The organism is Neoehrlichia mikurensis (assembly GCF_019186785.1).
In the GTDB taxonomy this organism is placed as follows: Bacteria; Pseudomonadota; Alphaproteobacteria; order Rickettsiales; family Anaplasmataceae; genus Neoehrlichia; species Neoehrlichia mikurensis.
On sequence record NZ_CP066557.1, the window covers coordinates 523,999 to 542,281 of the forward strand.

Genomic DNA, 18,283 nt, shown 5'->3' on the forward strand with positions numbered 1-18,283 from the left:
AAAAATTATTTTAAAATTGTATCAGAAACGTTATTTTTTAACAATCAAATACATTATATGCCAAGAACTAAAAATCTTTCCTTGATCTACATATAACTTTTCATATTTTCTACTTAAAGTAAATATATTGTATTTTGTATTACAAAAACTTTTTTTTATGTAAGAACCTGTCATTTTCATATTTACTAAAAATTCACGAAATGTTTTATAGTATTGCCTACATTCTATACAATCTATATACTGTACCTTTGCACCTAGCACATCTATTATATTTTTTAATTCATAAACTTTATAAAAATAATTAAAGTTACTTCCTATTTTTTTATTAACAGCAATTAATTCCTGTAATGTACCAAAAATTGGGATAGTTATATATAATTGAGATTTTGGTTTTAAAATACTTAAAACACTTTTCAATGTTACAAAAATATTATCTGTCCAATGCATTGCCATAGATGAAATAATTATATCAAAAGTATTTTCTTTAAAAGGCATCATGTCCATATTACAATTGACAGATAACCCATTTGTTTTTTTTTTAGCTATATTGCACATTTTTTCAGATAAATCTATCTGAAAAAATTCAGCATTTTCAATTTTTAATATTTTGCCTATATAACCTGTACCACAACCTACATCTAAAATTTTTCCTTCATTACCATTTATATAGACAAGATTACATAATTTTTGTGCAATTTCATACTGCATTACAGAAAAGTTATCATAATAACATGAAGCTTCATTAAAAGCTGACTTCACTTTATATGTTAAAAAACTCATTATAAAAATTACTTCCTTATATTAAAAACATATGTTATATTATATACTAGCTTTTATGTTTTTATTATCTAGCAAATTATATTCTTTTATTAATTTTTTTAATTTATATAGTAAAATCCTAAATAATATTAAGCTACTACTTATAATAAAATCTTGTGTGTATAAATTCTTAACGTTTTCATATACATTACAAAACACGTATTAAGTTACTACCAAAATATTTTTTCCATTTACTTCATAAAATCTAGTATTTTTTCGAAGTTATAAATTTATATTGATAAACTATATTATTTTTAGATACAGCTAAAAAATTTTACATTAGAGCTATACATAAATTATTGTAAAGAATTTCTTATGAAAATTTTCAATTTCTTTAACAAAACATCACCCTTTTCTAACATATCTTCAACATTTTCACAACTTACTAATATATGGGGAGATAGAAATTATACAAATTTTGCAGAAAATGGATACATTAAAAATGTTATTGCATTTAGAGCAATACACATGATAGCATCTGCTGTAGCATCAGTTACACTAACTCTTCACAAAATTACTAAAAGTGGCACTTTTCAAATTTATAACCATCCATTATTAAATTTAATATCAAGACCTAATGGCACCACATCAAAATCTGAATTTATAGAAGGAATTATCACTTATAAACTAATAAGTGGAAATGCATATATTTTATCAGTAGAGAATAATAATATGATTCCTAAAGAACTTTATCTATTAAGACCAGACAGAGTTGAAATAATTCCAGAAAAGGAAAATACTCCTTTTATCTACAGATACAAAGTTAACAATATTTCTCATGATTTCAAAGTAAATAAACTAAATAATTTTTGCAATATACTACATCTAAAGAATTTTCACCCCTTGAATGATTGGTATGGATTGTCACCAATTGAAGCGGCTGCATATAGTATCGATCAACACAACCAGTCAGGATCTTGGAATCAAGCAATGCTACAAAACGGGGCCAGGCCAAGTGGAGCATTAATTATAAACACTACTAAAAACAGTAATGGAACCCTTACTCAAGAACAATATCAGCGATTAAGGTCACAAGTAGATGAATTTTATACTGGACCAACAAATTCAGGAAGACCTATATTATTAGAAGGAGGATTAGAATGGAAAGAAATGAGCCTCTCTCCTAAAGATATGGATTTTATAGAATCTAAAAATAGTTCTGCTCGTGATATCGCACTAGCATTTGGCGTACCACCTCAATTACTAGGAATACCAGGAGATAACACTTATAACAACTTAGCAGAAGCAAGACTAGCATTATGGGAACAAACTATATTACCTCAATTAGAAAATATATTATCTCATTTAAATTCTTGGTTGATACCTCAATTTAAACATAGCATATTTTTATCATACGACAAAGATTCTATCAGTATTTTAACTGAAAAAAGACAAAAACTTTGGCAATATGTACAAAATTCAACATTTATGACAATAAATGAAAAAAGATCCGCTTTTGGATTACCTCCAATAAACAATGGTAATACTTTATAATATATGCTATTAAAAAAAATTTTTCTACATTCAATAATATATAAGAAATTTTTTCAATATTGATACTATACTTTCTAAAAACTATGCAAAATGTAATATAATAAAGTTTCTAACATAAGCATTCCTTAAACAATATTCACAGCTAAAGAATTTTATGAAAAAAATATGTAGTTTATTACTTACTAAAAGTAACATTAGAGAATATGGCATTTTTTCAGGTTATGCCAGTGTATTTAATGTTATTGATCGTCAAAATGACATAATAAAACCAGGAGCATTTTCTGATACTATAAAAACATGTAAAAAAGTAATGTTTTTATGGCAACATAATAAAAACAAACCTATAGGCAAAATTATTAACATGATAGAAGATAATTTTGGTCTTTATATAACAGTAAAATTAATACTAGAAATAAAAAAAGCAGAAGAAGTTTATCTCATGATCAAAAAAGGCGTAATAAATTCATTATCCATAGGATATCAGATTATTGATTATTATATAGATAAAAATTCAGGTGCAAGGGTTATAGAAAAACTAGATTTATGGGAAGTTAGTTTAGTTACTTTTCCTTCTAATACGCAAGCACAGATAACAAATATTAAAAATACATCTGAAGAGCAACAATTAAAAATTTTAAATTCCACTATAACTAAAGCACAACTTATATTACATAAATTCTAGTAAGAACTTTTTTTTACATTACTCAAATCAATAATTACTTTATGTATACACCTATCATCTACTTCTTTTACTAAAAACACAGCACCACTTTTATGCTCAAAAACTTCATCTACCATAGGAATTCTTCCTATCATAGAAAGTATTAATCCTCCTACTGTAACATATTCTTCCTCACAATCTCTCAAGTTAATATTCAAAGATTGTTCCAAAGTTTCAACCAATACTCTTGCATTAACTTCTATTTTATTATCAGAAATGTTAATAATTTCTTGAGATGAAGATATATCATGTTCATCACTAATATCTCCTACTATTTCTTCAATAAGATCAGCCATAGTAACCAATCCCTCTGTACACCCATATTCATCAAGTACAACCGCAACATTCATATGAGATGATTGCATTTTTACAAACAAATTAACTGCTTTCATCGAAGGTGGAACATATATAACATTATGAATTATATCTTTTACATTAAATTTCTGATCAATTTTAGACATCACATCCTTAATATGAAGAAAGCCTACTATATTATCTAAGTTATCTTTATAAACAGGAATTCTTGTATGTTGCCCCTGAATTATGATTTTTTCAATTAAATTTTCTTCACTTATATTCACAGCATAAATTTCTGCTCTAGGAATCATAATATCTTTTACTGCACAATCATTAAACTTAATAAGATTATGAAGTACATGAAAGTTACTTAAATGAAGTTTATTATCGTACAGCAATTGATGTTCTGCAAATTCTCTAAAACTTGGAAATTTTCTTAATAAAAAAGAAAATATTCTATTTTTAAAACCCCTATGTTTATTGCCATTAAATTCATCACCACAAAGCTTTTTATCCATACTGAAATATAAACCTCAACAATACCTTCTATATTAAAACTTTATTTTGTAATTGCAAATCTATATCATACATCAATCTATGTTAACAAGCTTGTCAATAACTATACACAAAATCTGTAAGTAATAGTTATTCACATATCATTACCATATTATACACAGAGTTACTTATAAAAAAAACATTTATAAATTTCCTTATTTACCGTATAATCGCTTTAGTTATTAACATTATTCACATATACTTTATAAACATAAATTATGTCAGAAAATCAATATAATATGAACTTTATTAACAAAATTATTCACAGAATAAATAGGTATAATTTTGCCAATTTTCAACCATATAAAAAAATTATTCACATAATTCACAGGATTAATAAAATACAATTATCTATAAGGAATATAATATTATTATGATAATAGAGAGCAACTTAATGTTAAAAACAATCACAGAAAAGAAAAGACAAGAAACAATACCAATATGGCTAATGAGACAAGCTGGAAGGTACTTACCAGAATACAAAGAAGTAAGAAAACAATATAAAGACTTCATGGAAATATGCTATAACTCCGATTTAATACAGATATTAACAATGCAACCAATAGAAAGGTTTAACTTAGATGCAGCAATAATATTTTCAGATATATTAGTGGTTCCGGATGTACTAGGATGTAAAGTAAAATTTATAGAAGGTATTGGTCCAAAACTAAAAACAATATCCCATCATTCAGAAATTAATTATACAGAAGATACAGTAGAAAAACTAAACCCAATCTTTGATGGAATAAGAAAAGTAAAAAAATCACTACCAAAAGGTAAGCCTCTAATAGGATTTGCAGGCTCACCATGGACTGTAGCATCTTATATGACAGGAAAAGAAAACAACTTTGCAAAAATTAGACAAATGTGCTATTCTGATACAAGTACTTTAGAAAGCATTATAAAAATAATCACAAAACTAACAATATCCTACTTAATACAACAAATAAAATCTGGTGTTGATATAATACAATTATTTGACAGCCACGCGGGAATACTTCCCTCAACACTTTTTACAAAATGGGTAATAGAACCAACAAAAGAAATAGTCTCACACATTAAAAAAAAATATCCAGAGTTACCAATTATTGGTTTTCCAAAAGGAGCAGGTGTAATGTATAAAAACTTCTCGGAAGAAACAGGAGTTTCCGTTACTAGTATAGACTATAACATACCAATAACATGGGCAAAAAACAACATAAAAACCGTCATACAAGGAAACTTAGATCCCTTTCTATTAGCATATAGTAAAAAACACATTGCAAAAGAAGTAGAAAAAATAATAAAAGATTCCGATAATATACCATTAATATTTAACTTAGGGCACGGCATTATACCAGATACACCAATAGAGAATGTAAATGATCTAATCCAAACAGTTAAAACCTTAACTAAAAATTGATTTATAAGCAAAAACTTGACAATTTATATATCTACTTTATACAATCTATAAAAACTTAGCTATATTACTTTTTTATAAAGTTTTTTAAATGAAAGAAAAAAAGCATAACTACCATTTAGTGGATCCAAGTCCATGGCCATTATCGTTTTCTATCTCAGTTCTAGTTACAGCAGCTGGAGCAGTTGGAGTAGTACATAAATGGGACGTTGGTATAATATCACTAGCCGTTGGCATATTTCTAACAACACTGACCTTATTTAATTGGTGGAAAGATATAATATCAGAAGCAATAAAAGAGCAATGTTTTACAGCAATAGTGAAAAAAGGCCTAAGATTGTCAATGGCAATAATTATCTTGTCAGAAACTATGTTTTTTGCAGGATTTTTTGCATCTTTTTTCAAATCTTGGTTATTACCTGTACGTATATTTAATAACTTCTCTCCAACATCATACGTATCTTGGCCACCAGCTAATATAACACCATTAGACCCATGGTCAATACCATTTTTAAACACAGTAATATTATTATTATCAGGATGCACGCTTACATGGTCCCATTATTCTTTAATAAATAATGATGTAAAAAATGCATCTAAATTATTAGGATATACTGTAATTTTAGGGTTCACTTTTTCAATATTTCAAATCATAGAATATTATCATATAGATTTTGCATTTAAAGAAACAGGTGAAAAAGCTATATATTCTTCTAATTTTTACATGCTTACAGGATTTCATGGAATTCATGTTATAATAGGAACATTATTTCTGTTAATATGCTGGGTTAGATCCAAAAGAAATCAGCTATTACCAGAATGTCACATAGGGTTTGAATGTGCTGTTTGGTATTGGCATTTTGTTGATGTTATATGGTTGCTATTGTTTTTCTTTGTATATTTAGTTAGTTCATAGTGAAAAAAGTTATAGGAATAGATCCAGGGTTAAACAACACTGGTTGGGGAATATTATCATTTAATAATATATATGATATATCCTTAGTAGAGAGTGGGGTAATATCTACATTGAAAGAAAGCAATACTTCAGATAAGCTACATAAAATATATGTTAGTTTAACCAAGATAATACAATCTTATAATATAGATGAAGCATCAATAGAAAAAATATTCATAAACATAAACCCAAAATCATCAATATCGCTATGCTATGCAAGGGGAATATCTCTTTTATCATTAAGAATATCTGGAATTCCGATTAGTGAATATTCACCTACTTTTATAAAAAAATCCATAACAGGTAATGGACATGCAACAAAAAATCAGATTCTTTTTATGATAAATAATACACTAAAATGTAAAAATTTTCCAAAATATGACATATCAGATGCATTAGCAGTGGCAATATGTCATATTTACTGCTTTAAATATAAAAAGCAACAAGAAATTAATAACAGCTTTCCTAAAAACACTAACGCTAAAACTTAAGTTCTACTGATTAAATATCATAACTCTATTTTTTGTTCCTGTCTTTTCATAAGTTGTATTATATTTTTATAATGCTGTAACACAATTAGCAGTGAACATATAAAATGTATAACAAAACTACTTCCTTCATATAAAAAAAATACGGTCAATAAAGAAGTAATTACTGCAAAAATTGACGATAAAGATGAATACCTAGAAATATAAAAAACAATCATCCAAGTAATAATAAATATAAATGATAAGTAATAATCAAATGCCAAAAATGTTCCTATAAGAGTAGAAACTCCTTTTCCTCCTTTAAAGCTCAACCATATAGGAAATATGTGACCTATTACTGAAAATAAACTACACAAAAATAAGAGATTATTTTCACTATCTACATAAGTTTTTAAAGTAAAAATCGTAATAAAACCTTTTAAAGCATCTAAAATAAATGTTAAAAAAGCTAACTTTTTGTTTACTCTAAAAACATTTGTAGCACCTATATTTTGTGATCCTACTTTTCTTATATCACCATAGCCTGAAACATAAGATATTATTAAACCAAAAGGTATTGATCCAATAATATAAGATGCTAATATTGCAAAAACTGCCATTTTATCTAAATAATAAAGATATTTTTCTTTATAAGATTATATAATAATTATTTTAAACATAAAAGAATTTTAAACTATGAGTAAAAGTATATTCTTTGACATTATACAGAATGCACTAAAAGAAGATCTAGGACATAATGGAGATATTACAAGTAAAAGTATTTTCACAAATAATGAAAAAGTAAAATTTTCCATAAACTCTAGAGAAGATATGGTTTTATGTGGGATTGTAATAGTAGAGGAAATTTTCAATTTAAATAAAGAATTTATCAATTTTACAGTACATAAAAAAGATGGAAGTTATATTAATAAGTATACAACTATAATTGAAGGAGAGGGAATAGCATTACATTTAATGTCAATTGAAAGGGTAATTTTGAATTTTTTACAATACTCCTCAGGAATAGCATCTATGACAAGACTTTTTGTAAATGAAGTTTTAGGAACAAAAGCAAAAATTCGTAGTACTAGAAAAACTAGCCCAGGACTAAGAATATTAGATAAATATGCAGTGAATGTAGGAGGAGGTGAAAGTTATCGTAATGGATTAGATGATAAAATAATGATAAAAGATAATCATATTGCAGGATGTGGAAATATAACAACTGCTATTAATAAGATAAGAAATAATGTTAAAAATGCTTTAATAGCTATTGAATGTGATACTATTGCTCAGGTTGAAGAAAGTTTATATCACAATGTTGATATGATATTACTTGATAATATGAGTGTCGATAACATAAGTAAAGCTGTAGAAATTATTAATGGAAAAGCTATAGTTGAGGCTTCTGGAGGAATTAATATTAATAATGTTAAAAGTATTTCAAAAACAGGAGTAGATTACATTTCTGTTGGAAAAATTACAAATTCTTTTTCTAGTAAAGATATAGGTCTAGACATTGTTTTTTAAATATTAGTAACTATGGTAAATTAATTTTAAGAAAGTGTGCATCATTAAAACTATGATCTAATATCTTTCCAAAAACTTTTTACCTTTTGAAAAAAACCTGTTGATTGGGGACTGCATTCACTATTATTTTCGTCATCAAAGTTCTTTAATAAATCTTTTTGTTTCTTTGTCAATTTTATAGGTGTTTCGACAATAACTTGTATATACATATCTCCTCTTTTTCCAGGAGAATTTATATAAGGCATCCCTTTTTCTTTTAATCTTATTTTATCTCCATTTTGTGTTCCTTCTGGTATTTTAAATTGTGTCCAATTACCATCTATAGATGGCATTTCTATGCTTCCACCTAATGCTGCAAGAGTCATTTTTATAGGTACGTTACAGTAAAGATCTGATGAGCTTCTTGTGAAAAATTTATGATTTTTTACCTTGACGTATACATATAGGTCACCACTTTGCGAACCCCTATAACCAGCTTCACCTTTGCCATTTATTCGTACTTTATTACCAGTTTCTATACCCTTTGGTACAGCTACTAGCAAATTTACATCGCTTCTTGTTCGTCCACTACCAAAACATTTTTTACATTTATTTTGAATAATTTCTCCTTCTCCATTACAAACATGGCATGTTCTTTCTATTGTAAAAAATCCTTGCTGTGACCTAATATTTCCTACTCCATGACATGTACTGCATTGTATAGATTTAGTTGATCCATCGCTACCACTTCCATTACAGTTTTGACATTTTACATGTGTTACATAATTTAATGGCACTTTAACACCATTAAAAGAATCTTCTAAAGTTATTTCAATATCGAATCGTAGATCTGATCCTCTATTATTTTCGTATCTTTTTGATGATTTTTGAGATCTTCCTCCAAAACCACCACCAAATAAATCGTTAAATATATCAGAAAAATCTGTTGAAAAACCACTATTAAAATCGAATCCTCCTGCATTTCCTGCGCCACCACTAAAAGCACTATGTCCGTAGCGATCATAAGCAGCTCTTTTATTTTCATCACTTAAAACATCATAAGCTTCTGATAATTTTTTAAATTTTTCTTCTGCTTCTTTATTACCAGGATTTTTATCCGGATGATATTTTAATGCCATTTTTCTATAAGCTTTTTTTATTTCATCAGAGGTTGCGCTTTTGCTTACACCTAATAGCTCATAGTAATCATTTTTACTCATTTCATTTACTCATAGTTAGGTAAAATATTTATATTTATTTCTGCAAAAATTCAAGTATTTAAGTTATGCATTTTCAATTTTGCTAAAATCTATAAGCAGATTAAAAACTTGAAGTGCATTAAAAATAGCAAAAAATCTATTTTTATATAAGTTTGCATTTTTAACATCACATACTTTTACTTTATCCATAAAATTATTAACAGTATTACTAAAGAAATATAAGCTACTTAAAGAATTTTTAAAGTCATTGACCTTTAAAAAAGTTTTTATTTTTTTTTTATAGCTTTTTATATCATAATATAGTGATAGTTCATATTCTTCAATAAAATACTTTTTATTAATTATATATCTTTGGTATATACTTTTTTTATTATTTATAATTATTTTATCTTTAGTAATGATGTTATTTATTCTTTTATAAGCCTTAAGTATTTCTATTCCTTCTTTATTTTTTATATACTTATCTATAATTAACGCTTTTTGTGTTTCTACTAGTAGATCATGAATTTGATTTTGTTCTATAATAGCGTTTATTATACTATAATTAATCATTTTTTCTTTGAGTATCATTTTGAATCTACTAAGACAAAAATTAAATACTGTCTCCATTAAATTTTTTTGACTATTCTTTAAATTCTTATTAAAATAGTTAATATATAAAGATATAGATTTTTCTAAAAGAAGCTTTATTGGTATATTTAATTCGTTTTCAATTATAATTCTTATTAAACTTGTAGCTGTTCTTTTTAAAGCAAAAGGATCTCTTGATCCTGATGATTTTTCATTTGCCAGTATTAATCCTACAAGATTATCAGTTTTATCTGCAATAGCAACAGCAACTGATATGGGCGAAAATGGACATTTTTCTTCTGAATTTTCAGGTTTATAGTGCTCAGCAATTGCGTTACAAATTTCTTCAGGTTCTCCAAAATATTCTGCATAATATTTTCCCATTAATCCTTGAAGTTCTGGAAATTCTTTTACTATTAATGTTGATAAGTCAGCTTTTGATAATAGAGATGCTCTTTCAACTTTCATTAAAGAAGAACGAGGTATCCATATGGAAATATACTTTGCTAATATAGCCATACGATTTACTTTATCAATTAAAGTACCTAATTTTGTATGAAATAATATATTACTTAAACATTGTTTATAATGATCCATGCTAAATTTTTTATCTTGATTAATTAAAAAATCAGCATCAGTTAACCTTGCATTTAACACTTTTTCGTGTCCATGTATTATATTTTTATTTACTATACTAGCTATAGTAATAAAATGTGTAATCTTGTTATTGTTAAAAACTGCTAAATATCTTTGGTGATTATGCATTACACATAAAATGACTTCCTTTGGTAAATTTATAAATTTTTGATTTACTTTTCCCATTATTACAATTGGATATTCTATACTTCCATTTAATTCATTAATTAATTTGTCATTTTTTTCACAAGTTAATTTTTTACTAAAAGTTAACTCATGGATTTGATCTAATATAAATTTTAATCTTTTATCTTGATTTAACATTACATATTTCTTTTTAAGATTTGTATAGTAATCATTAATGCTATTAATCGTAAAAAATTTGTTATCTGATAGAAATTTATTTCCAATAGTTTTATTATTGGATATTAATTCTGCAAATTTTATATGTAATGGGTTATTATCAATTATACATAAAATATTTACTATTGGACGTACCCAATATTCCTTTTTATCTCCCCATTTCATTTTTTTTTCCCATGGGAAATTTTTCATCATGCTTTCTAATATAATACAAATAGAATCTTCTATGTTTACTGAATTGTTATTTACTAATTCAGAAAAATAAAATTTTTCGTTACCAATTTTATGAATACTTAATTCATTTAAATTTTTTTTTACTTTTTTTAAAAAATTTTCTATATCCTTTGTATCAGAATTTATGTTTGGACCTTTTACTTTTGTAACACTTTGAATTTCTTTTGCTTTTATGTCATTTATAATTAACGATATTCTGTTTGATGATATAAAAACTTTTGCTGAACTGAATTCTATGTTATTCTTTTTAAACTTATCCTTAATATATAAATTAATATGTGAAATAGCATTAATTTGCATTTTTGGGGGAATTTCTTCTGATAAACATTCAAAAAGTAAATCTGATGGCATATTAATTTTTTCCACTATTTATTTTACTATATAAATTGCAACATGAACTAGCTAGCTTTCTGACACGTAATATATATGATGCGCGTTCATTAACACCTATTACTCCACGAGAATCTAGTAAATTTAAAATATGACTAGTTTTTATACAAAAATCATATGCAGCTAAAGGAAGATTTTTTTCTATTAAAAATAAGCACATTTCTTCATTCTTATTAAACTGTTCAAATAGAAAATTTACATTATAATAATCTAGTGATAAACATGAAAATTCATATTCTCTTTGTTTAAATATATCTCCATATGTTATTCCTGAATTATTCCAAATTATATCGTATACATTATCTACATTTTGAATAATCATAGCTATGCGTTCTAAACCGTAAGCTATTTCTCCTGATACTGGCGAACAATCAATACCACCAATTTGCTGCATGTATGTAAATTGTGTTATTTCCATGCCATTACAAGAAACTTCCCATCCAAGTCCCCATGCTCCAATACTAGGATTTTCCCAATCATCTTCAATAAATTTTATATCGTATTTTTTTGTAGATATTCCTAACTTATCTAGACTTTTTAAATAATCGTTTTGTAAAGTTTCACATGATGGTTTTATTATCACTTGATACTGATGATGTTGATATAAACGATTAGGGTTTTTGCTATATCTTCCATCTGATGGTCTAATAACAGGTTGCATATATGATAATTTTGCAGGAAACTTAGATATAGCAGTAATCGAAGTTGCTGGATGAAGAGTAGCAGCCCCCAGCTCAGAAGTATATGGATGCAATATAATGCAGCCATAACTTTCCCAATAATCCTGTAATGTTTTTATAATATTCTGAAAATTCACATATGTTGATATAATATATTACTTTAATATTATATATCTGTAATAAGATTTCTATACAAGATTTATTTTATTTATATATACTATTTGTATAAAAGCAAGTTAAAGTTGGTCGATTGGTATTGAATTAGTATAACTATTTTTCTTGCATTTTTGTTACGTTTATATAATCATTTACTTAATAAATTGATGATATATATACAGTAAAATTATTTTTATTGGGGTGTTGCCAAGTGGTAAGGCAACGGTTTTTGATACCGTCATTCGAAGGTTCGATCCCTTCCACCCCAGCTCACTTAATTAAGTTTGTAGCAATTATGTTTTTTTATAGATTTATGTTACTTTCTTATATTTTGAGTAACATGAAGGGTATTTTTTCTAAAATAATTTTTCTTATTATATTTAGCTATCTTGTTTCTGCTACATTAATAATTTTTACAGAAGGAATTTCTGAGATTTTTATGTATAGAAATCCTAAGAATGTTTATATCTATTCTTTTAATTATTTTAAGTGGTATTATTATAATCTAGATAGCTTAACTTATGGTAGAGTTTTTAAAATAGGTTTTGCATTTATTGTTCCCTATTTTATACAAATTACTATTTGGAATATAAAATGGAAAGATTTTTTACTACATATTTTTGGATCTATTTTTTTAAGAAAGGATTATTCAAATAAAGATAATTTATGTTATGATTATGGTTATACGGGAAATGCTAATGATATTTATTTTATAAAAAATTCATTCATGAAAAATATTGACTCTTTAATTAACAATATAATATATGAAGTTTTGAACACAAAAAATAAAACATCTTCTAATAGTTGTAATATTGATATTAATTTTATAAAAAATTCAAATATGAGGAAAATTGAAAGCTTAGTAGATAATATTGTTTATGAAATGCTGATTTTTAATAAAAAAATTCATAATATAGAAGATAATGATAAGTAACAAGAAATATATAGTATATTAATATTTATTATATTGCTGTTAGCAACATAACAATATAACTGTATATTAAAACTTAATGGTATACATTGTAAATTGTTTAGCTAAATATTAAAAGAATACCTAAAAAACTTATATGTATATATAGCAAGCATTAGTATGAAATTATATTTATCCAATAACATACAATATATGCTTTTATCAACAAATATAAAATGCATAAAAATGTATTACAATTTTATAAAGTTCAAAAATATAAAGCTTATATTTTTAATATAATAAGATTAGTGTAATAGTAAGCATAATACAATTCATCAATAATATCTTAAAACTTATAACTTTTAAAATAAAATACTAAAGTATCATCACATAAAACATCATTTAATACACTAATATATGCTTTTGTTAAACATATATCAGTATTTTACTTTATAATGAAAAAAATGGTAACTGAATAATGTATTTATTACTATTAGTAATGTTTTTACTTCAACTTATAGTCCATGTCATTGTATATTAAATATACTCAAAAACATACTTTGATATTTTTGTTGCATTGCCACATTATATATACATTTATTAAATACTGTTATCAGCATTAAATACTGGTTTAAATAATTAAAGCGTTCTACATTAGGTTATATTCTACCAATACAATTGTATGTGATAAATTTTTACGTATAAAATTTCATTGAATTTAAGCATGTATTTTTCATATAAAATATCTTATAACTTAATTTAAAATTCCTATTCCCATTGCATGTTTTATTAAAATTTTTTTTAAAATTGGTGAATTTTCAATAGAAAACATACCAATATTTCTTATAATTTTTATTATACATGACTTATTGGAGAATATTGCATTTAATCCTGTTGTAGCAAAAGTCATAGAAAAATTATCAAAATATCTATCACGACAAATGTTTTGTAAAATATAATCACTACCAATATCAATGCCGTTTATGATTGCACTTTCTATATTACTTATTAATCTATCAATATCTCTTAATCCTAAATTTAACCCTTGTCCTGCTATTGGATGTATACAATGTGCGGCATCACCTATTAGTATTGTTCTATTTTTATACATTTTTTTAGCAAAAGTAAGAAATACTGGGTAGGATAATATATTACTTTTTAATTTAATATCTTTTAAATAATTTTTACACTTTTTTTGAAGTACAATTTCAAAATCTTCCTTACTTAATTTGGTTAGCATTTTTACAATATTGGATTTTTCTGTCCATGCAATTGATGATGTATTATAATTATCCATTGGTAATATTGCTAGTGGACCGTTTGGTAAAAAATATTCTATAGCAGTATTGTTATGGTTATTTTTATGAGAAATATTACATACAATACAACTTTGTTGAAAATCATATTCAATAGTTGGTATCTTTAGTAATGTACGCATTCTGGAATTTTTCCCTTCAGCACAAACTATTAGGGATGCTCTTAAAGATTTTTTGTTATTAAGAATTATTTCTGCAAAATCTTCCTTCACAGATATAGATTGATATATAGTTGATGTATATATATCAAGTTTTTCAAGATGTTTTTTTAAAATACTAGCTAAGTGATTACCTTCTACAATGTATCCCATTGAGTTTTGATGTACAATTTTATCATTATAATGAATTGATATTGGACTATCACTATCATATATTAATATGTCGTGTACTGGGCAATATTTTTTTATATCTTTCCATATATTAATATTTTGTAAAATTTCTTGAGATTTTTTTGATAAAGCAAATACTTTATTACCTATAGTAGATAATAAACAACTATTAGTGTCTATAATTGCTGTTGAAATTCCCTTTTGTGTTAAACCAATACCAGCAATTATTCCATTAACTCCTCCACCTAATACAATAACACTATAATGTAAATGTGAACTCATATTAAATACGTTGTAGAATGGTGTGTCCGAAGGGATTCGAACCCCTGACCAACAGCTTAGAAGGCTGATGCTCTATCCAGCTGAGCTACGGACACATAAACTTTTAGGCTACTATATTTACTAAAATTAGTCAAGTTTGCTAGTTAAAGGTATTTTTGATGTTTTTGTTAAAAAATATTTGTTAATTATAATTAAGGTAATTAATTTTATTAAAGTAAATTTTACATCATAAGAGCAGTTTTGACACTTACATTATTTTTTTTGAAAGTTGTAAAGTAAATTACCTAGTGTTGCTATTTTAATGATTATTTAAAGTTTATTAAAGAAAAAATTGATTTTAAATGTATCGAGTATTGTTATACAATTGCTTTGCATGTACTATTTTTTTTAAGATTAATGTTTTATTTTTTGTATGACATTTATTACGAGATTTAATTTTATAATAAATTGTATTTAATCTAAATATTAAGTGTTTTATATAATTTTGTAATAATAAAAAAACTATTATTGATACCTAAATAGATGGATATTAAAATTATCTGTTATACAATAATTTTTTTCTTAAGGTTTAAAAATTGATTTATTGTTTTTTATAAGCACGTTTGCTAATATAAAAGTGTTTTTACATTTAGATTTTAAGAAATGATTCATTTAGATAAAAATTGCTCCAATTATTTTATTACTAGTGAATCTGTCTCTGCTGGACATCCTGACAAGATTGCAGATCAAATATCTGATGTAGTTCTTGATTATTGTATTTCTATTAATCCATTTGCCCATGCAGCTATAGAAACTTTAATTACAAAAAATAAAGTTATTATTGCTGGAGAAGTTTATGGTGTTGATTTTGATAAGTCTAAAATTGAATTCTTAGTGCGTGAAACAATAAAGGATATAGGATATGATAAAAAAGGATTTAATTGGAAAAGTGTTGACATTGATATTCTAATACATGAACAATCACCTGATATAATTATGGGTATAAATATTGGAAAAAATCAAGGTGCTGGTGATCAAGGAATTATGTATGGCTATGCTATAAATGAAACAAAAAGTTTAATACCTGCCCCTATTTTTTATGCTCATTTAATATTAAAAAACATTATGAAGGCAGTTAAAGAACATAAAATTATTGAACTTGGACCAGATGCAAAAACTCAAATTACGTTGTTATATGAAAATAATAAACCTGTTAAAGTGTCACATTTAGTACTGTCTATTCAGCATTTTGAAGGATTAAGTAATAAACAAATAAAAGAAATAGTTTATCCCTATGTGTTATCTTCTTTACCTCAAGGTTGGATGTGCTCGAATGAAGACTTTTTAGTTAATCCAACAGGAAGATTTGTTATAGGTGGGCCAGTAAGTGATTGTGGTTTGACAGGAAGAAAAATTATGATAGATACTTATGGTGGACATATACCTCATGGAGGAGGGGCTTTTTCTGGAAAAGATCCAAGTAAGGTTGATAGGTCAGCAGCTTATATGGCACGTTATATAGCTAAAAATATAGTATCTTCTGGGTTAGCAAAAGAATGTCTTGTGCAATTGTCCTATGCTATAGGTATTGCTGATCCTTTGTCATTTGATATTAATACTTTTAATAAAAATTTTAATAACGAAAAGGTAAAGAAAATTATTCAAGAAAATATAGATTTGTCAATTTATGGAATTTGCAATTATTTAATGCTTTGTAGGCCTATTTATAGATCTACATCATGCTATGGTCATTTCGGAAGAAATCCTACTAGTTATGGAAATTTTTCATGGGAAAAAGAAGATCTATCACTTATATTATGTAAAGAATTTCAACTGTATAATTATAGAGAAAATTGTCAATAATGAAGGTTATTGATTCATCAATAAGAGGACTATTTAATAGTTGGTACCGTACTGTAGATAAGTCTTTTTTCTTTTCAATAATTTTTATGTTGGTTTGTAGTTTAGTTCTAATTTCTTCTGCTGGACCAGTTATTGAAAAAAAAATACTATTACCACAAAATTATTTTATATCTAGACATTTGCTATATATGTTAATGTCTTTGTGTATTATTATACTGTGTTCATTAATAAACTATTATGTACTAACAAGAATGTCATTTATCGGATTATTTTTTGTTATTTGTATTTTAGTTTATATGTTTTTTTTTGGTATTGAGGTAAAAGGTTCAAAAAGGTGGTTGTATATTTTTGGAGCTTCCATTCAACCTTCTGAATTTGCTAAACCACTTTTTGTTATAGTTACAGCTTATATTCTCTGTAGTAATATATACTATAAATACTATATTTCTTTTTGTATATATTTTATCCTCGTAACATTGTTGTTACTTCAGCCAGATTTTAGTATGTCTATAATATTATCTATTACTTGGATTTTGCAGCTATTTTTATGCGGAATAAATTATTTATACTTTTTCATTATTGGATCAATATTATTATTGATTGTGTTTTTATGTTGTTATTTTACTCCTTATGTAAGGAATAGAATATATGTATTTTTTGATCCTTTAAATCATGATAATTTTCAAATCAGTAAATCTATTCAATCTTTTAAAATAGGAAAAATTACAGGCGTAGGTCCAGGTGAAGGAATAGTAAAACTTTTATTACCTGACTGTCATACAGATTTTATATTTTCTGTAGCTGCAGAAGAATTTGGAATAATATGTTGTTTATTAATTTTGCTTGTATTTGGGTATATATCAGCAAAAATGTGGTATTTTACATATAAAGAAAGTGATATGTTTAGATTATTAACAATAGCTGGTTTATTTTTTCAGTTTTCAACACAGTTTTTAGTTAACATAGGTGTTGTACTAAATTTATTACCAACAACGGGATTATCCCTTCCGCTTTTAAGTTACGGTGGATCATCTTTATTATCCATAAGCTTTCTTTTAGGATCTACCATTTCTTTTAATAAGGGTAGGTTAGCAGTAAAAAGAATAATTGTTTATTGAATTTTTCCACAATTGAACAAA

General features: G+C 25.7%; 16 protein-coding genes and 2 tRNA genes. 10 read left to right on the forward strand and 8 right to left on the reverse strand.

Annotated elements, in window-relative coordinates:
• Positions 1 to 30 precede the first annotated feature (30 nt).
• A complete protein-coding gene (locus HL033_RS02075) occupies positions 31 to 780 on the reverse strand; it encodes a methyltransferase domain-containing protein (protein WP_218194429.1) in 750 nt (249 codons plus the stop codon).
• A gap of 354 nt (positions 781 to 1,134) precedes the next feature.
• On the opposite strand from HL033_RS02075, the gene HL033_RS02080 reads away from it, so the two are divergent.
• Positions 1,135 to 2,313, forward strand: coding sequence for a phage portal protein (locus HL033_RS02080; protein ID WP_218194430.1), 1,179 nt, complete (start codon positions 1,135 to 1,137; stop codon positions 2,311 to 2,313).
• A gap of 154 nt (positions 2,314 to 2,467) precedes the next feature.
• Positions 2,468 to 2,995: an HK97 family phage prohead protease gene (locus tag HL033_RS02085; RefSeq protein ID WP_218194431.1), complete on the forward strand. Its 528-nt coding sequence runs from the start codon at positions 2,468 to 2,470 to the stop codon at positions 2,993 to 2,995.
• On the opposite strand, the gene HL033_RS02090 is transcribed toward HL033_RS02085, so the two are convergent.
• On the reverse strand, positions 2,992 to 3,849 hold the full coding sequence (locus HL033_RS02090) for a hemolysin family protein (protein ID WP_218194432.1): 858 nt from the start codon (positions 3,847 to 3,849) through the stop codon (positions 2,992 to 2,994). The genes HL033_RS02085 and HL033_RS02090 overlap by 4 nt on opposite strands.
• 410 nt (positions 3,850 to 4,259) lie before the next feature.
• Between HL033_RS02090 and hemE the strand changes: the two genes are divergently transcribed.
• The 3 genes from hemE to ruvC all read left to right on the forward strand — a co-directional run bounded on the left by hemE (position 4,260) and on the right by ruvC (position 6,731).
• Positions 4,260 to 5,288 carry a uroporphyrinogen decarboxylase gene (gene hemE, locus HL033_RS02095; RefSeq protein ID WP_246575337.1) on the forward strand — a complete coding sequence of 343 codons (1,029 nt, stop codon included), beginning with the start codon at positions 4,260 to 4,262 and terminating at the stop codon, positions 5,286 to 5,288.
• Between the two features lie 88 nt (positions 5,289 to 5,376).
• Positions 5,377 to 6,201, forward strand: coding sequence for a cytochrome c oxidase subunit 3 (locus HL033_RS02100; RefSeq protein ID WP_218194433.1), 825 nt, complete (start codon positions 5,377 to 5,379; stop codon positions 6,199 to 6,201).
• Positions 6,201 to 6,731, forward strand: a complete 531-nt coding sequence (gene ruvC, locus HL033_RS02105) for a crossover junction endodeoxyribonuclease RuvC (protein WP_218194434.1) — start codon at positions 6,201 to 6,203, stop codon at positions 6,729 to 6,731. The genes HL033_RS02100 and ruvC overlap by 1 nt, the downstream gene beginning before the upstream one ends.
• A gap of 17 nt (positions 6,732 to 6,748) precedes the next feature.
• On the opposite strand, the gene plsY is transcribed toward ruvC, so the two are convergent.
• The gene (plsY, locus tag HL033_RS02110; RefSeq protein WP_218194435.1) at positions 6,749 to 7,327 is read right to left on the reverse strand and encodes a glycerol-3-phosphate 1-O-acyltransferase PlsY; all 579 of its coding nucleotides are present in this window, start codon (positions 7,325 to 7,327) and stop codon (positions 6,749 to 6,751) included.
• A 76-nt stretch (positions 7,328 to 7,403) separates the two neighbouring features.
• Between plsY and nadC the strand changes: the two genes are divergently transcribed.
• Positions 7,404 to 8,237: a carboxylating nicotinate-nucleotide diphosphorylase gene (gene nadC / locus HL033_RS02115; protein WP_218194436.1), complete on the forward strand. Its 834-nt coding sequence runs from the start codon at positions 7,404 to 7,406 to the stop codon at positions 8,235 to 8,237.
• Positions 8,238 to 8,287: 50 nt separating this feature from the next.
• Here nadC and dnaJ read toward each other — a convergent pair whose 3' ends face one another.
• The 3 genes from dnaJ to HL033_RS02130 all read right to left on the reverse strand — a co-directional run bounded on the left by dnaJ (position 8,288) and on the right by HL033_RS02130 (position 12,446).
• A complete protein-coding gene (gene dnaJ, locus HL033_RS02120) occupies positions 8,288 to 9,436 on the reverse strand; it encodes a molecular chaperone DnaJ (protein ID WP_218194437.1) in 1,149 nt (382 codons plus the stop codon).
• A gap of 63 nt (positions 9,437 to 9,499) precedes the next feature.
• Positions 9,500 to 11,605, reverse strand: coding sequence for a glycine--tRNA ligase subunit beta (glyS, locus tag HL033_RS02125; RefSeq protein WP_246575339.1), 2,106 nt, complete (start codon positions 11,603 to 11,605; stop codon positions 9,500 to 9,502).
• Positions 11,592 to 12,446 (reverse strand): glycine--tRNA ligase subunit alpha, encoded by an 855-nt coding sequence (locus tag HL033_RS02130; RefSeq protein ID WP_218194438.1) that lies wholly within the window; start codon positions 12,444 to 12,446, stop codon positions 11,592 to 11,594. The genes glyS and HL033_RS02130 overlap by 14 nt, the downstream gene beginning before the upstream one ends.
• Positions 12,447 to 12,662: 216 nt before the next feature.
• Between HL033_RS02130 and HL033_RS02135 the strand changes: the two genes are divergently transcribed.
• Both HL033_RS02135 and HL033_RS02140 read left to right on the forward strand, forming a co-directional pair.
• Positions 12,663 to 12,734 (forward strand) — tRNA-Gln (locus tag HL033_RS02135).
• Between the two features lie 71 nt (positions 12,735 to 12,805).
• Positions 12,806 to 13,399 (forward strand): hypothetical protein, encoded by a 594-nt coding sequence (locus HL033_RS02140; RefSeq protein ID WP_218194439.1) that lies wholly within the window; start codon positions 12,806 to 12,808, stop codon positions 13,397 to 13,399.
• A 730-nt stretch (positions 13,400 to 14,129) separates the two neighbouring features.
• Here HL033_RS02140 and HL033_RS02145 read toward each other — a convergent pair.
• Complete coding sequence (locus HL033_RS02145; RefSeq protein ID WP_218194440.1) at positions 14,130 to 15,302, reverse strand: FAD-dependent monooxygenase; 1,173 nt, start codon at positions 15,300 to 15,302, stop codon at positions 14,130 to 14,132.
• An 18-nt stretch (positions 15,303 to 15,320) separates the two neighbouring features.
• Positions 15,321 to 15,397: transfer RNA gene (locus tag HL033_RS02150), tRNA-Arg, on the reverse strand.
• Between the two features lie 547 nt (positions 15,398 to 15,944).
• Here HL033_RS02150 and metK point away from each other — a divergent pair.
• The gene (gene metK, locus HL033_RS02155; RefSeq protein WP_218194441.1) at positions 15,945 to 17,144 is read left to right on the forward strand and encodes a methionine adenosyltransferase; all 1,200 of its coding nucleotides are present in this window, start codon (positions 15,945 to 15,947) and stop codon (positions 17,142 to 17,144) included.
• Positions 17,144 to 18,262, forward strand: a complete 1,119-nt coding sequence (locus HL033_RS02160) for an FtsW/RodA/SpoVE family cell cycle protein (RefSeq protein WP_218194442.1) — start codon at positions 17,144 to 17,146, stop codon at positions 18,260 to 18,262. The genes metK and HL033_RS02160 overlap by 1 nt, the downstream gene beginning before the upstream one ends.
• Positions 18,263 to 18,283 lie beyond the last annotated feature (21 nt).

Bases quoted from the DNA above. Each gene is read 5' to 3' on its own strand.
- HL033_RS02075 (WP_218194429.1), bottom strand. From the start codon at position 780: ATGAGTTTTTTAACATATAAAGTGAAGTCAGCTTTTAATGAAGCTTCA.
- HL033_RS02080 (WP_218194430.1), top strand. From the start codon at position 1,135: ATGAAAATTTTCAATTTCTTTAACAAAACATCACCCTTTTCTAACATA.
- HL033_RS02085 (WP_218194431.1), top strand. From the start codon at position 2,468: ATGAAAAAAATATGTAGTTTATTACTTACTAAAAGTAACATTAGAGAA.
- HL033_RS02090 (WP_218194432.1), bottom strand. From the start codon at position 3,849: ATGGATAAAAAGCTTTGTGGTGATGAATTTAATGGCAATAAACATAGG.
- hemE (WP_246575337.1), top strand. From the start codon at position 4,260: ATGATAATAGAGAGCAACTTAATGTTAAAAACAATCACAGAAAAGAAA.
- HL033_RS02100 (WP_218194433.1), top strand. From the start codon at position 5,377: ATGAAAGAAAAAAAGCATAACTACCATTTAGTGGATCCAAGTCCATGG.
- plsY (WP_218194435.1), bottom strand. From the start codon at position 7,327: ATGGCAGTTTTTGCAATATTAGCATCTTATATTATTGGATCAATACCT.
- nadC (WP_218194436.1), top strand. From the start codon at position 7,404: ATGAGTAAAAGTATATTCTTTGACATTATACAGAATGCACTAAAAGAA.
- dnaJ (WP_218194437.1), bottom strand. From the start codon at position 9,436: ATGAGTAAAAATGATTACTATGAGCTATTAGGTGTAAGCAAAAGCGCA.
- HL033_RS02140 (WP_218194439.1), top strand. From the start codon at position 12,806: ATGAAGGGTATTTTTTCTAAAATAATTTTTCTTATTATATTTAGCTAT.
- HL033_RS02145 (WP_218194440.1), bottom strand. From the start codon at position 15,302: ATGAGTTCACATTTACATTATAGTGTTATTGTATTAGGTGGAGGAGTT.
- metK (WP_218194441.1), top strand. From the start codon at position 15,945: ATGATTCATTTAGATAAAAATTGCTCCAATTATTTTATTACTAGTGAA.
- HL033_RS02160 (WP_218194442.1), top strand. From the start codon at position 17,144: ATGAAGGTTATTGATTCATCAATAAGAGGACTATTTAATAGTTGGTAC.